This window comes from Lysobacter sp. Root916, assembly GCF_001429785.1.
In the GTDB taxonomy this organism is placed as follows: Bacteria; Pseudomonadota; Gammaproteobacteria; order Xanthomonadales; family Xanthomonadaceae; genus Lysobacter.
Genome location: NZ_LMJF01000004.1, coordinates 1 through 15,613, shown reverse-complemented (window position 1 = coordinate 15,613; position 15,613 = coordinate 1). Strand labels below are relative to the sequence as shown.

Genomic DNA, 15,613 nt, shown 5'->3' with positions numbered 1-15,613 from the left:
TATGCCGATGCGCTGGGGCCGGTTTTCGAGCGTTTGAACTATCTGCTGTTCGGCGGCGACAGGATCGACGCGGACGTGGTGCGTCGCGTGTTGCAGGGTKCGCGCCCTGCGCACCTGGTGCATTGCTACGGACCGACCGAGACGACCACGTTCGCCAGCACGCACGAGATCGTCGAGCTGGATGCGCAGGCGCGCTCGGTGCCGATCGGCCGGCCGATCGGCAATACCCGKATCTACGTGCTGGATGCCAGCGGCGAGCCGGCKCCGGTGGGTGTGACGGGCGAGCTCTATATCGGCGGCGATGGCGTGGCACGCGGCTATCTGAACCAGCCGGCGTTGACGGCCGAACGCTTCGTGCGCGATCGGTTCAGTGCCGACCCGCAGGCGCGCATGTACMGGACCGGCGACCTGGGTCGYTGGGGYGAAGACGGCACGCTGGAATTCCARGGRCGCAACGAYTTCCAGGTGAAGATCCGCGGCTTCCGGATCGAACTGGGCGAGATCGAAGCCAGGCTGACGGCGTGTGCCGGCGTGCGCGAAGCGGTGGTGCTGGCGCGCGAGGACGTGCCGGGCGAGAAGCGGCTGGTGGCGTATTGGCTGGCGGAGGCGGGCGCGCAGATCAGCGCGGCCGAGCTGCGTCTGCAGCTGAGCGCGCAGCTGCCGGAGTACATGCTGCCCAGCGCGTTGCTGATGCTGGAGGCGTTCCCGCTGACGCCGAATGGCAAGCTCGATCGGCGGGCGTTGCCTGCGCCGGATGGCGTGTCGCTGAGCGTGCGCGCGTACGAGGCGCCGGACGGCGAGGTCGAAGAGGCGCTGGCGGGGATCTGGCGCGAGTTGCTGCAGGTCGAGCGGATCGGACGCCACGATCACTTCTTCGAACTGGGCGGGCATTCGTTGCTGCTGATCCGCCTGGTGATGAAGATCCAGGAGCGCTTCGGCGTGGAGCTGCCGCTGCCGGTCCTGTTCGAAACGCCGATCTTGCATCAGCAGGCCGACCGGATCGTAGAGGCGGAACTGGCGCTCTACGACGAACAAATGACGAGCGAGATGGACGCTGCGCTCGAAGGCCTGACGGCCGAGCAACTGCGTTCAATGTTGACCAATTCAGAAGACGAACATGAGCGCGCATAACGAAGCCTCGTTGGAGCAATTGCGACGCGCAGTCCTGCGCCAGCAACTACGGCAGCGCGGCGACGCAGCCTTGAAGCCCGCGGCATTGCCGATCCCGCCTGCGTCGCGCGACGGTCGCCTGCCGCTGTCGTTCGCGCAGCAGCGGTTGTGGCTGGTGTCGGTGCTGGACCCGAGCGCGGATCGCGCCTATCACCTGCCGATGGCGCTGCGCCTGAGCGGCAGCGTGGATCGCGATGCGCTCAGGCAGGCGTTGGATGGCCTGGTCGCGCGGCACGAAGGCCTGCGCACGCGTTTCGTGGCCGAAGACGGCGTGCCCTGCCAGCTCGTGATGCCGGCCGGGCAGGGCTTCGCGCTGCGCGAGGAAGACGCGGCNGAAGGCCTGCGCACGCGTTTCGTGGCCGAAGACGGCGTGCCCTGCCAGCTCGTGATGCCGGCCGGGCAGGGCTTCGCGCTGCGCGAGGAAGACGCGGCATCGCAGGACGCCGTCGAACAGGCGATCGCCGACGAACTGGCCACGCCGTTCGACCTGGCGAACGGCCCGATGATCCGCGGCCGCCTGCTGCGCGTGTCGGAGCAGGAACACGTACTGGTGTTGAACCAGCACCACATCGTGAGCGACGGCTGGTCCAACGCGGTGATGGTGCGGGAACTGGCGGCGCTGTATCGCGCGGCCTGCCTGGGCGAGCCGGACGGGCTGGCTCCGTTGCCGATCCAGTATGCGGACTACGCGCACTGGCAGCGGCAGACGCTGCAGGGCCCGGYGCTGGCGCAGCAGCTGGACTTCTGGCGCGGCCACCTGGCCGGCGCCCCCGAGCTGTTGGAACTGCCGCAGGACCGTCCGCGCCCGCCCACRCCCAGCCATGCGGGCGGGCAGTGGGCGCTGACGGTGCCGGCGCCGCTGACCGAGGGCTTGCGCGCGTTGGCGCAGCGGCACGGCGCAACCTTGTACATGGTGCTGATGGCGGCCTGGTCGCTGCTKCTGTCGCGCCTGTCGGGTCAGTCGACGGTGGTGGTGGCCACGCCGGTGGCCGGTCGCCACCGGCGCGAACTGGAAGGTTTGATCGGCTTCTTCGTCAACACGCTGGCGTTCTGCACGCGGGTGGAGGAAGGGCAGAGCGTSGCGCAGCTGATCGAAGCGGTGCGGCGCGAGACCCTGGCGGCGTTCGCGCACCAGGAGCTRCCGTTCGAGCAGGTGGTGGAGGCGCTGCGGCCGACGCGCAGCCTGAGCCATGTGCCGCTCGCGCAGGCGAGTTTCACCTGGCACAACGAGCCCGAAGGCGGCGCGGTGGATCTGCCGCAGTTGTCGCTGGCGGCGTTGCCGYTGCCGCACCAGACCACSCAGTTCGATCTCTCCCTGCACCTGAGCGATACCGGTGCGTGTCTGGAAGGCACGTTGATCCATGCGAGCGACCTGTTCGACGAAGCCACCGTGGCGCGCTGGAGCCGGTGCTTCTTGCAGCTGCTGGAAGGGTTCGTGGCCGACGAGGCGCAGGAAGCCCTGCGYGTGCCGTTGCTGGYCGARGCCGATTACCGGCAAGTGGTCGATGCGTTCAATGTCGTAACGCCGGCGCTGCCGCCGTCGTGGCTGGCGCATGCCTGCTTCGAGGGCTGGGTGGATGCCCGRGGCGATGCGATCGCCCTGGAGTTCGACGGCGARTCGCTGAGCTATGCCGAACTGGACGAACGCGCCAACCGTCTGGCGCATTACCTGCTGGCGCAGGGCGCGCAGCCCGACGCCCGGGTGGCGCTGTGCGTGGAACGCGGCGTGGAGTACCTGGTSGGCGTGCTGGGCATCCTGAAGGCCGGCTGCGCCTACGTGCCGCTGGATCCGGAGTACCCGTYGGCGCGGCTGTCCTACATGGTGAACGACAGCGCCCCGTTGCTKGTGCTGACGCARTCGTCGGTGGCCGAGYATCTGCCGCCGCTGGACGTGCCGGTGCTGCGGCTGGATGTGGACCTGCCGGTGCTGACGCGGCGGCTGCCGGCSACGCGCCCGGCGGTGCCGGCGCTGCAACCGTCGCACCTGGCGTACCTGATCTACACCTCCGGCTCGACCGGCGAACCCAAGGCGGTGATGGTGGAACACCGCCAGCTGTGCCACCTGGCGGCCTCGCAGGCGGCGGTGTTCGGCGATCTGGCGGGATCGCGCGTGCTGCAGTTCGCCTCGCCCTCGTTCGATGCGAGCGTGTGGGAATGGGCGATGGCGCTGCTGTCGGGCGGCACGCTGTGCCTGGCGCCGCGGCATCGGCTGTTGCCGGGCGAACCGTTGCTGGCGACGCTGCGCGATCRCGCGATCACGCATGCGACCCTGCCGGGCAGCGCCCTGCAGACGCTGGGCGAGGMGGAGCTGCCGCAGCTGCGCACGCTGGTGGTGGCGGGTGAAGCCTGCCCGGTCGCGCTGGCYGAGCGCTGGCGKGGACGGCTGTCGTTCTTCAACGCCTACGGCCCGACCGAAGGCACGGTCTGCGCGAGCATCGAACGCTGCCAGGAAGARAACGATCGGACGGTGCCGATCGGGCGGCCGCTGCCGAACACGAAGCTGCACGTGCTGGACGCRCGTGGCGAAGTGGTGCCGGTGGGGGTGGTGGGCGAGATCCACCTGGGCGGCGCGGGYGTCACGCGCGGTTACCTGGGTCGCGAGGCGCTGACGGCGGAACGTTTCKTSGCCGATCAYATCGGCGGCGTTGCCGGCGAGCGGCTGTATCGCACGGGCGACCTGGGCCGGTACCGGTCCGATGGACGGCTGGAATGCCTGGGGCGTGTGGATTTCCAGGTCAAGCTGCGCGGCCATCGCATCGAGATCGGCGAGATCGAGACGCAGCTGGAAGCGCTGCCGGGCGTGGCCGAGGCGGCGGTGCTGCTGCTGGGCGAAGGCGCGGACGCGCGGCTGGTGGCGTACTGGGCAGCGCACTGACCGACTCCAAGGACGATAACCCATGCTCCGTAATCCGAGATCGGCGAGATCGAGACGCAGCTGGAAGCGCTGCCGGGCGTGGCCGAGGCGGCGGTGCTGCTGCTGGGCGAAGGCGCGGACGCGCGGCTGGTGGCGTACTGGGCGGCAGCGGGCGAGGTAGAAGAGAGCGCGGCGAGCCTGCGCGCGCAGCTGGCCTCGCGCCTGCCGGACTAYATGCTGCCGTCCTCGCTGGTGGCGATGGCGCAGTTGCCGCGCACGGCCAATGGCAAGCTGGATCGCGCGGCGTTGCCGACGAYGCAGTCGGGCGCGGTGGCGCAACGAGAGTACGARGCCCCGCAGGGCGAGGTGGAAGAGACCCTTGCGCGGCTGTGGCAGGAGCTGCTTGAGGTGCCGCGCGTGGGCCGGCACGACCATTTCTTCGAACTGGGTGGACATTCGCTGCTGGCGGTCACGATGGTCGAACGCTTGCGGCACGAGGGGTGGAGTGCGGGCGTGCGCGACCTGTTCGTCGCGCCGACATTGACCGCCTATGCCGCGGCTCTGGTGCCGGCCGCAGCGGCGGCGCAGGTGCCTCAGCCGCAGGGCATTCCTGTCGGTACCGCGCACATCACGCCGGAACTGCTGCCGCTGGTCGACCTGACCCAGGCGCAGATCGACCGCATCGCCGAGATGGTGCCGGGCGGCGCGACCAACATCCAGGACATCTGTCCGTTGCTGCCGATGCAGACCGGCATGCTGTTCCATCATCTCTTGGAGCAGGAAGGCGATCCCTATCTGTCCTGCACGGTGATCGCTTTCGCAGAGCGTGCGCGATTGGACGATTTCGTCGGAATCTTCAACCGGCTGATCGGGCGCCATGACATCCTCCGCATCTCGCTGGCGTGGGAGGGGCTGGCGCAGCCCGTCCAGGTGATCTGGCGCGAGGCCCGCCTGCCGGTGCACGAGCTGGAGGTGCCGGAAGACGAGGACGCGTTGGCCGTGCTCACGGCGCGTACCGACCACCGCTTGCGGCTCGACCTGAAATGCGCGCCGCTGCTGGCCGCCTATGTCGTGCACGACCGGGCGCGTGACGAGTGGCTGCTCGGATTCGTGAGCCATCACCTGATCGTCGATCACCGCTCGCTGGAAGTGCTGATGGACGAGCTGCATCGATGCCTGCTCGACGAAACGGTTGCATTGCCGCCGTCGCTGCCCTTGCGCGAACAGGTGGCGGCGGCGATCGCGGTGCCGGTCGAGGCGCACGAAAGCTATTTCCGCGACCAGCTTGGCGACGTCGACGAGCCGACTGCGCCTTTCGGCATCTTCGACGTACAGCAGGGCGCCGGTACCTTGTCGGTCGACCAGCGTTTTCTCGCGGCAGAGCGGGCGCGACGCGTGCGCGAACTGGCTCGCCAGCAGCAGGTCCCGCCGGCGGTCCTGTTCCATGTGGCGTATGCCCTGCTGCTGGGGCCGTGCAGTGGCCGCGACGATGTCGTGTTCGGCACTGTGCTGGCGGGGCGCATGCACGGTGCCGATGGCGCGGACACCGCGTTGGGCATGTTCGTCAACAGCCTGCCGCTGCGCGTGCGTCTGGCCGGCGCCGACGCGCCTTCGTTGTTGCAGGACTGCTATCGCGATCTGGCCAGTCTGTTCGATCACGAGCATGCGCCGTTGGCGCTGGCGCAGCGCATGAGCGGCGTGCCGATGGGCCGGCCGCTGTTCACCGCCTTGCTCAACTACCGGCACAACGCGACGCCGGCCAGCGGTCGGGCAGAAGATGCACCGACCGGCATCCGCATCGTGGCCGACTACGGCGACCATGCGAACTACCCGCTGACGCTCAAGATCAACGATTTCGGCGACGATTTCGGCATCACCGCCGAGTGTGCCGACGGCATCGACGCGACGCGCATGCTCGACTATCTGGAGCAGGCCATCGATGGCCTGATCAACGCGCTGGATTCGGATGGCGCGCTCGATGGATTCTCGCTATTGAGCGAGACCGAGCAGCGGCAGTTGGTGGAGGGTTTCAACGATACGCGCCGGGATTACCCGCGCGATGGCCTGCTGCACGAGGAGTTCTCGCGGCATGCGGCCGCGCAGCCGGATGCGGTGGCGCTGGAATGCGGCGGCGAGCGGCTCAGCTATCGCGAGCTCGACCAGCGTGCCAATCGTCTTGCGCATTATCTGGTGAGCCTGGGGGTCGGCCCGGATCAACGCGTCGCCATCGTGCTGCCGCGCGGGATCGAGATGGTGCTCGGCATGCTGGCCGTGTTGAAGGCCGGTGGCGCGTATGTGCCGCTGGAACCGCAGCAGCCGCGCGAACGCCTTGCATGGCTGTTGGCCGACACCGCGCCCGCGGTGGTGCTGAGCGGTTCGGACTGGGAAGACGGCTTGCCCGCGCTCGACATGCCGGTGCTGCGCTTCGATGTCGAGTGCGCCGCGCTGCTGCAGCGTCCCATGCCGGAAGCGCCGGTCGTGCCCGCGCTGCGTGCGGACCATCTGTGCTACGTCATGTACACCTCCGGCTCGACCGGACGGCCAAAAGGGGTGATGGTCGAGCACCGGCAGGTATTGCGGCTGGCGATCAACAATCCCTATTGCACCCTGACCGTTAAAGACACGGTCGCGCATGCGGCCAATCCCGCCTTCGACGCGTCCACCTGGGAAGTCTGGGGTGCGCTGTTGGCCGGTGCGCGCCTGTTGATCGTGCCACAGGAAGATGTGCTGGCGCCGGCGCGTCTGGTCGACTGCCTGCGCGCCGGATGCGTGAGCGCACTGTGGCTTTCGGTCGGGCTGTTCAACCAGTACGAGGCGGCGTTGCGCCCGATCTTCGGGCAACTGCGGTACCTGTTGGTCGGTGGCGATGCGCTCGATCCGGCGGTGATGGCACGGGCGATGAATGCGGGCGATCGCCCGCTGCATGTCGTCAACGGCTACGGCCCCACGGAGAGCACCACCTTCGCCTGCACGCACGAGCTGGATGCGCGCGACCTGGACGGTCGTCCGATCCCGATCGGGCGTCCGATCGCCAACACCCGCATCTACATCCTCGGTGCGGCGGGCGAGGTGATGCCGCTCGGCGCGGTCGGCGAAATCCATATCGGCGGCGACGGCGTCGCACGCGGCTACTGGAACCAGCCCCAGCGGACCCTCGAACATTTCCTGCCGGACCCGTTCGTGCCGGGCGCGCGCATGTACCGCAGCGGCGATCGCGGGCGCTATCGCCCCGACGGCACCATCGAGTACCTGGGCCGTGTCGACGGTCAGGTCAAGATTCGCGGATTCCGCGTCGAGACCGGCGAGATCGAAGCGGCGCTGCGCGCATTGCCGGGGATCGGCGAGGCGGTGGTGCTGGTGCATGTGACGGAAGGTGGCGAAAAGTCGCTGGTCGCCTATGTCGTGCCGGTCGACGCCGGTGCCGGTCAGGAGCAGGTGCACGCATGGCGTGAAGCCTTGCGCGCGTCGCTGCCGGACTACATGTTGCCATCGGCCTTCGTCGAGTTGCCGGCCATGCCGCTCAATGCGAACGGCAAGCTGGACCGGCGTGCGCTGCCGTCGCCGGATGTCGGATTGCGCGCGGCACGCGCCTATCGCGCCCCGGAAGGCGAGACGGAACTGGCCTTGGCCGAGATTTGGCAGCAATTGCTGGAAGTGCCGCGTGTCGGCCGCGACGACGATTTCTTCGCGCTGGGCGGGCATTCGCTGCTCGCGGTCACCTTGTCGGTGCATGTGCAGGAGCGATTCCACATCGAGTTGCCGCTGAAGACGGTATTCGAGATGGGACGCCTGGAAATGTTGGCCGGCGCCATCGAAGCGGCGCAGTTGGCGCTGCCGTCCGAGCAGGACCTCAGCGCCATGCAAGCCGAACTGGACGCGCTGTCCGACGAAGAACTGCAAGCTTTCCTTGGGGATACGGTTTGATGAGCACGGATACGCTTTCGCGTGAGGCACTGCTGCGCGCAGCGCTGTTGAAGAAGATCCAGCAGCAGTCGCGCGGCGTGGCGCCGATCGTGCCAGGGCCAAGGCCGGCGCACGTGCCGCTGTCGCTCGCCCAGCAGCGTTTGTGGTTCCTGTGCGAACTGGATCCGGGCGCCAGCCAGGCCAGTCACATTTCCTCGGCACTGCGGCTTACCGGGCAACTCGATCGCGCTGCGATGGAGCAAGCCTTCGCGCAATTGATCGCGCGGCACGAGAGCCTGCGCACCCACTTTGCGCAGGAAGACGGCGTGCCTTGCCAGGTCGTGGCCGAGGATCTGGGCGGATTCGCCCTGGCCATTCGCGATCTGCGCGGCGATGCCGAAGCCGATGCGCGCTTGCCGGCCGAACTGGCCGAATCCATGCAGCAGCCGTTCGACCTGAGTCGCGGTCCCTTGCTGAGAGTCGGCCTGTGGCAGATGCGCGACGACGAGCACGTGCTGCTCATCAGCATGCACCACCTCATTACCGACGGTTGGTCGCTGGGCGTGCTCGTGCGGGAATTCGCCGGCCTGTATGCCGCGGCCTGCGAGGGCAGGGCGCTGTCGCTGCCGCCGTTGCCGATCCAGTACGCCGACTACGCCATCTGGCAGCGCAACGAATACGGCGGCGAAGCACTGGAAAAACAACTGGCCTACTGGCGTTCGCTGCTTGCCGGTGCGCCAGAGGGCGTGGAGCTTCCGACCGATCATCCGCGCCCCGCCATGCAGAGCCACCGCGGTGGCAGCCTGCCGATCGAGTTGCCGGAGACGCTGGCGCAGGACCTGCGCACGTTCGCCGCGAACTCGGGCGTCACCCCCTACATGGTGTTGCTCGCCGCCTGGGCGTTGTGGCTTGCGCGACGCTCCGGCCAGGACGACATCGTGGTCGGCTCGCCGGTCGCCGGCCGCACGCGTCGCGAAATCGAGGGTCTGATCGGCTTCTTCGTCAACACGTTGGCCTTGCGCGTATGTCTTCCGCAGGAGCTGACCGTGGCTGACCTGTTGGCGCAGGTCAAGGAGACCACGCTGGCTGCGTTTGCGCATCAGGCCGTGCCGTTCGAACAGGTGGTCGATGCCGTGCGCCCGGCGCGCAGCCTTGGCCGCAGTCCGTTGTTCCAGACCATGGTGGCGCTCAACAATACGCCCGACGCGGGCGAGCTGAGCCTGCCGGGCTTGACCTTCTCGCCCTGCGCCACAACGCATACCACCACGCATTTCGAACTATCGCTGGCCTTGAGCGACGGCGGCGATGCGCTGTCCGGCGCGATCGAATACGCCAGCGATCTGTTCGACGAAGACACCGTGCGCACGTTCGCCCAGGAGTGGCAGAGACTGCTTGCCGGCATGCTGGCCAACGAGTCGGCCGAAGTGTGGGCCCTGCCGTTGATGTCCGCCGGGGAGTCGGCGCGCCTGTGGCAACTGCAGAACGACACCGCGTCCACATACGCGCAGGACAGCCTGCTGCATGAGCGCTTCGAGGCGCGCGTGGCGGAACAGCCGGACGCCGAGGCGCTGGTTTGCGGAGACGTCAGGCTCAGTTATCGCGAGCTGGACGAGCGTGCCAACCGCTTGGCGGCGCATCTGCGCGAGCGTGGTGTGGCGTCGGCGGAGCGTGTGGCGCTGTGCCTGCCGCGCGGCGTGGAAATGGTGGTGGCGATGCTCGCGGTGCTCAAGGCGGGCGCGGTGTACGTGCCGCTGGACCCGGAATACCCGCGCGAGCGCCTGCTGCATATCCTGCAGGACGCGACGCCGCAGCTGGTGCTGCGACGGGCGGCCGACGATACGTCGCTGCCGGACGGCAGCTGGGAGGTGCTGGAGTGGGAGCGCCTGCCATGGACTGCTCCGGCGACCGCCCTTGCGCAGGTCAAGCGCAATGCCGAATCGCTGTGCTGCCTGATCTATACCTCTGGTTCCACCGGCCGCCCCAAGGGCGTGATGTTGCGCCATCGCAACCTGGTCAACCTGGCCAGTTCGACCTCGCCCATCGCTTTCGCCCAAGGCATGCGCCTGGCGCATGCGGCCAATATCGCCTTCGACGCAGCGAGCTGGGAAATCTGGGGCGCATTGTGCAACGGTGCCTGCCTGGTCGTGGTCTCGGCCGACGAGCTGCTGGACGCCGAGCGCCTGTCCGCATTGCTTGAGCGCGAACAGGTGGCGGTGCTGCACCTCACGGTCGGACTGTTCCACCAGCATGCTGAGGCCATGGCGCCTGCGTTCTCGCGCCTTTCGGCTCTGTTGTTCGGCGGCGAGAAGGCGGATGCGCAAAAGGTGCGGCGCCTCTTGGCTTCCGGGCACGCGCCGCCTCGGCTGGTGCAGTGCTACGGCCCCACCGAAACCACCACGTTCGCCAGCTGTGAGGTGATCGAGACGCTGCCGTTCGCGGCGAAGACCGTGCCGCTGGGCCGGCCGCTGCCCAATATGCGCTTGTATGTGCTGGACGGTCGCGGCGAACCCGTGCCCGAAGGCGTCGTCGGCGAGATCTACATCGCCGGCGCCGGCGTATCGGCAGGCTATTGGCAGAACGATGCTCTGACCCTGGAGCGCTTCATGCCGGACCCGCGCGGCGAAACGCCCGATGCGCGGATGTACCGCACCGGAGACCTGGCGCGGCGCCTGGCCGACGGCCGGCTCGAATACATGGGGCGCAACGATTTCCAGGTGAAGGTCCGTGGCTACCGGATCGAACCCGCGGAAATCGAAGCGGCGTTGTGCGCCTGCGAAGGCGTGCGAGAGGCCGTGGTGATCGCGCGCGAGGACATGCCGGGCGACAAGCGCCTGGTCGCCTACGTGCGCTGCGAGGACACCGCGACGGCGACGGCGGAGACCTTCCGCGCCAGCCTGGCTTCGCGCTTGCCGGAGTACATGTTGCCCTCGGCCTATGTGCACATGGCCGAGTGGCCGTTGACCGCCCATGGCAAGCTCGACCGCTCCGCGCTGCCCGCACCCCAGGAACAAGTGCGCACCGCGCGGACTTATTCCGCACCGGAAGGCGAGACGGAGCAAGGCCTGGCCGCGATATGGCAAGGCCTGCTCGGGGTCGAGCGCATCGGCCGCGACGATCATTTCTTCGAACTTGGCGGCCATTCGCTGCTGGTCGTGCGCCTACGTTCGCAGGTGCGCGCCACGTTCGGCATCGATCTGCCGCTCAAGGCGGTGTTCAATCGCCCCCAGCTGCGCGAGCTCGCAGCCGAGTTGCAGGACATCTCGCGCAGCGACATCGGCACCATCGCACGCGCCGATCGCAGCGGCCATCTGCCGCTGTCGCTCGCACAGCAGCGGCTGTGGTTCCTGGCCAGTTTCGATGAGCGCGCCAGCCTCGCTTACCACATGCCATCGGCCTTGCGATTGACCGGCAGCCTCAATCGCGCGGCGATGAAGGCCGCGTTGGATCGTCTGGTCGCCCGTCAGGAGGGCCTGCGCGCGCGCTTCGTCGAGGTCGAGGGCGTGCCGTACCAGGCCTTCGCGCCGGAAGATGTCGGCTTTGCGCTGGTCGAGCACGATCTGGCGCATCTGCCGGCCGATCAGCTCGAGCGCGTGGTGCGCGCACAGGCGGAAGAAGAGGCCGCTGCCCCGTTCGACTTCACGCAGGGGCCGCTGATCCGCGGCCGTCTGCTGCGCTTGGCCGATGACGAGCATGTGTTGCTGGTCACGCAGCATCACATCGTCAGTGACGGTTGGTCCGTCGCTGTCATGGTGCGCGAATTCGCCCAGTTGTACGCCGCGTTCTGCGAGAACCGGCCGGATCCCTTGCCACCGCTGGAGATCCAGTACGCCGACTACGCCGTATGGCAGCGCAATTGGTTGCAAGGCGACGAACTCGAGCGGCAGACCGCCTTCTGGCGCGAGCATCTGGGCGGCGCGCCGGAGTTGCTGGCGCTGCCCACCGATCGGCCGCGTCCCCTCGTGCAAAGCCATGCCGGCGCCACGGCAACATTCGAACTGCCGGCCGAACTGGGAGGCCGTTTGCGCGCCTTGGCGCAGCGCCATGGCGTCACGCCGTACATGGTGGTGCTGGCAGCTTGGGCTGCGTTGCTGTCGCGCCTGTCGGGGCAGCAGGACGTGGTGGTCGGCACGCCGGTGGCCAACCGTCAGCGGCGCGAAGTCGAGGGCTTGCTCGGCTTCTTCGTCAACACGCTGGCGCTGCGGGTGCGGCTGGATGGACAGGCGAATGTGGCCGACCTGCTGGCGCAGGTGAAGGAGACGGCACTGGCGGCCTTCGCGCACCAGGAGCTGCCCTTCGAGCAGGTCGTCGAGGTGATGCAGCCCGTGCGCAGCCTCAGCCATGGCCCCCTGGTGCAGACGAGTTTCAGCTGGGGCGGTCAGTCCAACGACGGCCCTCTGGAGCTGCCGGGTCTGGTGCTGTCCTCGATGAAGTCCGAATTGGACACCACCCAGTTCGACGTGGCGTTGAACATGGCGGAGTCGGAAGATGCATGGTCCGGCGCGCTGGTTTACGCCAGCGATCTGTTCGACAGCGAGACGATCGAGCGCTTCATCGGCTGTTTCGCGACCCTGCTCGACGCCATGGCCGCCGACGATGCGGCCTGCGTGGCGACATTGCCGATGTTGACGCGCCCGCAGCGGCAGCATCTCTTGCACGAGCTCAATGCCACCGCGGCCGAGTATCCGCGCGACGCGCTGATTCACGGATTGTTCGAGCAGCAAGCGGAACGCCGTGCGGATGCGATCGCGGTCGTCTGCGACGGCGAATCGATCAGCTACGGCGAGCTGAACGCCCGGGCCAATCGCCTGGCGCATCACTTGATCGCGCAGGGCGTAGGCCCCGACGATCGCGTGGCGATCTGCATCGAGCGCAGCGCCGACCTGATCGTCGGCCTGCTGGGCATCCTGAAAGCGGGTGGCGCCTATGTGCCGCTGGACCCGTCCTATCCTGCCGAGCGCCTCTCGATCCTGTTGGAAGACAGCGCGCCGAAGGTGCTGATCACGCATTCGGACATCGAAGCGCACCTGCCCTTGACCGATGTGCCGGTGCTGCGTCTCGATATGGATCTCCGGGTACTGGAGCGCCACCTCCCCGCGCACAATCCCGATCGGGGCGATCAGGGCCTCTGCTCGCGCCACCTGGCCTACGTGATCTACACGTCCGGATCGGCCGGTACGCCCAAGGGCGTGATGGTCGAGCATCGTAACGTGAACCGGCTGGTGATCAACAACCCGTATTTCCAGGCGGGTGACGACGACTGCCTGGTGCACGCGGCCAATCCGGCCTTCGACGCGGCGACCTGGGAAATCTGGGGCGCGTTGCTCAATGGCGCGCGGCTGCTGGTNGGTGACGACGACTGCCTGGTGCACGCGGCCAATCCGGCCTTCGACGCGGCGACCTGGGAAATCTGGGGCGCGTTGCTCAATGGCGCGCGGCTGCTGGTGCTGCCGCCGGCCGATGTGCTGGATGCGCGTCGATTCGACGCGCAACTGCTGGCCCACGGCGCCACGGCGATGTGGATGACGGTCGGCCTGTTCAACCAGTACGCGCCGAGCATGCAGGCNGGATGCGCGTCGATTCGACGCGCAACTGCTGGCCCACGGCGCCACGGCGATGTGGATGACGGTCGGCCTGTTCAACCAGTACGCGCCGAGCATGCAGGCGTCGCTGGCGCAGCTGCGCTATCTGCTGGTCGGCGGCGACGCACTCGATCCGCGCACGATCCGCAGCGTGCTGGCGCAGGCGCAGCGTCCGGCGCACCTGATCAACGGTTACGGCCCGACCGAGACCACGACGTTCGCTTGCACGCACCTGATCGAGGCGCTGGCCGAAGACGCCACTTCGGTACCGATTGGCCGTCCGATCGCGAACACGCAGGTCTACATTCTGGATGCGCATGGCGCACCGGTGCCGGTCGGTGTGGCGGGCGAGCTTCATATCGGCGGCGATGGCGTGGCGCGCGGCTATCTGAACCAGCCGGCGCTGACGGCCGAGCGGTTCGTGCGCGATCCGTTCAGTGCCGATCCGCAGGCACGCATGTACAAAACCGGCGACCTCGGTCGCTGGCGGCCGGACGGCACCATCGAGTACCTGGGGCGCAACGATTTCCAGGTGAAGATCCGTGGCTTCCGCATCGAGCTGGGCNGACCTCGGTCGCTGGCGGCCGGACGGCACCATCGAGTACCTGGGGCGCAACGATTTCCAGGTGAAGATCCGTGGCTTCCGCATCGAGCTGGGCGAGATCGAGGCCCGACTGGCGGCGTGCGCCGACGTGCGCGAGGCGGTGGTGCTGGCGCGGGAGGACGTGCCGGGCGACAAACGGCTAGTGGCGTATGTGGTACCGGCGGCGGGAGCGGAGCCGACCGGGGTGCAGTTGCGCGAAGCGCTGCAAACGCAATTGCCCGAGTACATGGTGCCGAGCGCCTTCATGGTGCTCGACGCGTTCCCGCTGACGCCCAACGGCAAGCTCGATCGCAAGGCGCTGCCCGCGCCGGACGGCAGCTCGCTGGCGCAGCGCGAGTACGAAGCGCCGCAAGGCGAGATCGAACAGGGGCTGGCGGAGATCTGGCAGCAACTGCTAGGCATCGAGCGCGCGGGCCGGAACGACCATTTCTTCGAGCTGGGCGGCCATTCGCTGTTGGCCGTGCAGTTGGTGTCGCACGTGCGCGAGCGGCTGGGAGTGGAAGTGCCGCTGCGCGAGTTGTTCGCGCGGCCGGTGCTGCAGGCGTTCGCCCAGGCCGTGTGCGACGCCGGCACCAGTACCTTGGGCCGGATCGTCAAGGTCGGGCGCGATCAACCGCTGCCGTTGTCGTTGTCGCAGCAACGCCTGTGGTTCATCGATCAGCTGGATGCATCCGCGAGCCGCGCGTATCACATGCCGGCGGCGCTGCGCCTGAGCGGCAGTCTGCACCGCGATGCGCTGAAGCAGGCGCTGGACACGCTGGTGGCGCGCCAGGAGGGCCTGCGTGCGCGCCTGGTTGCGGTCGATGGCGTGCCGCACCAGGTGTTCGCACCCGAGGACATCGGCTTTGCCCTGGCAGAGCACGACCCTCGATGCGCGAGGCCGAGCTGTCGCGACGGGTCGAAGATTCGGGGTGGGCNCTGGACACGCTGGTGGCGCGCCAGGAGGGCCTGCGTGCGCGCCTGGTTGCGGTCGATGGCGTGCCGCACCAGGTGTTCGCACCCGAGGACATCGGCTTTGCCCTGGCAGAGCACGACCTCACGCAGTTGCCCGCCGAGGTACGCGAGCAGGCGGTACGCGAGCAGGCGGTCGACGAAGCGGGCGCGCCCTTCGACTTGAGCCAGGGGCCGCTGATCCGCGGTCGCTTGCTGCGTACGGGCGACGAGGAACATGTGCTGCTGATTACCCAGCATCACATCGTCAGCGACGGCTGGTCGATCGGTATCATCATTCGCGAGTTCGCGCAGTTGTATGCGGCCTATAGCGATGGGCTGGCCAATCCGTTGCCGGCGCTGGACATCCAGTACGCCGATTACGCGGCTTGGCAGCGCGGCTGGCTGCAAGGTGAGGAACTGGATCGGCAGACGGCGTTCTGGCGCGATCACCTGGTGGGTGCACCGGCCCTGTTGGAGTTGCCGACCGACCGTCCGCGTCCGCCGGTGCAGCGTTATGCCGGGTCCGTGGTGCCGGTGGCGTTGTCGGCCGAGTTGGCCGGCAAGCTGCGC

The 15,613-nt window shown here is 68.1% G+C and carries 4 protein-coding genes; all 4 read left to right on the top strand.

Going from position 1 to position 15,613, the window contains the following annotated elements:
* Positions 1–1,131: non-ribosomal peptide synthetase (locus tag ASE35_RS07650; RefSeq protein ID WP_157489340.1), on the top strand; the 1,131-nt coding region annotated here is incomplete at its 5' end.
* Positions 1,132–1,504: 373 nt separating this feature from the next.
* The coding region (locus tag ASE35_RS07645) for an amino acid adenylation domain-containing protein (RefSeq protein WP_235570022.1) at positions 1,505–4,045 on the top strand (2,541 nt) is incomplete at its 5' end.
* Positions 4,046–4,084: 39 nt separating this feature from the next.
* A complete protein-coding gene (locus ASE35_RS07640) occupies positions 4,085–7,948 on the top strand; it encodes an amino acid adenylation domain-containing protein (RefSeq protein ID WP_343123519.1) in 3,864 nt (1,287 codons plus the stop codon).
* Positions 7,949–15,028: 7,080 nt separating this feature from the next.
* The coding region (locus tag ASE35_RS07625; RefSeq protein WP_235570021.1) for a condensation domain-containing protein at positions 15,029–15,613 on the top strand (585 nt) is incomplete at both ends.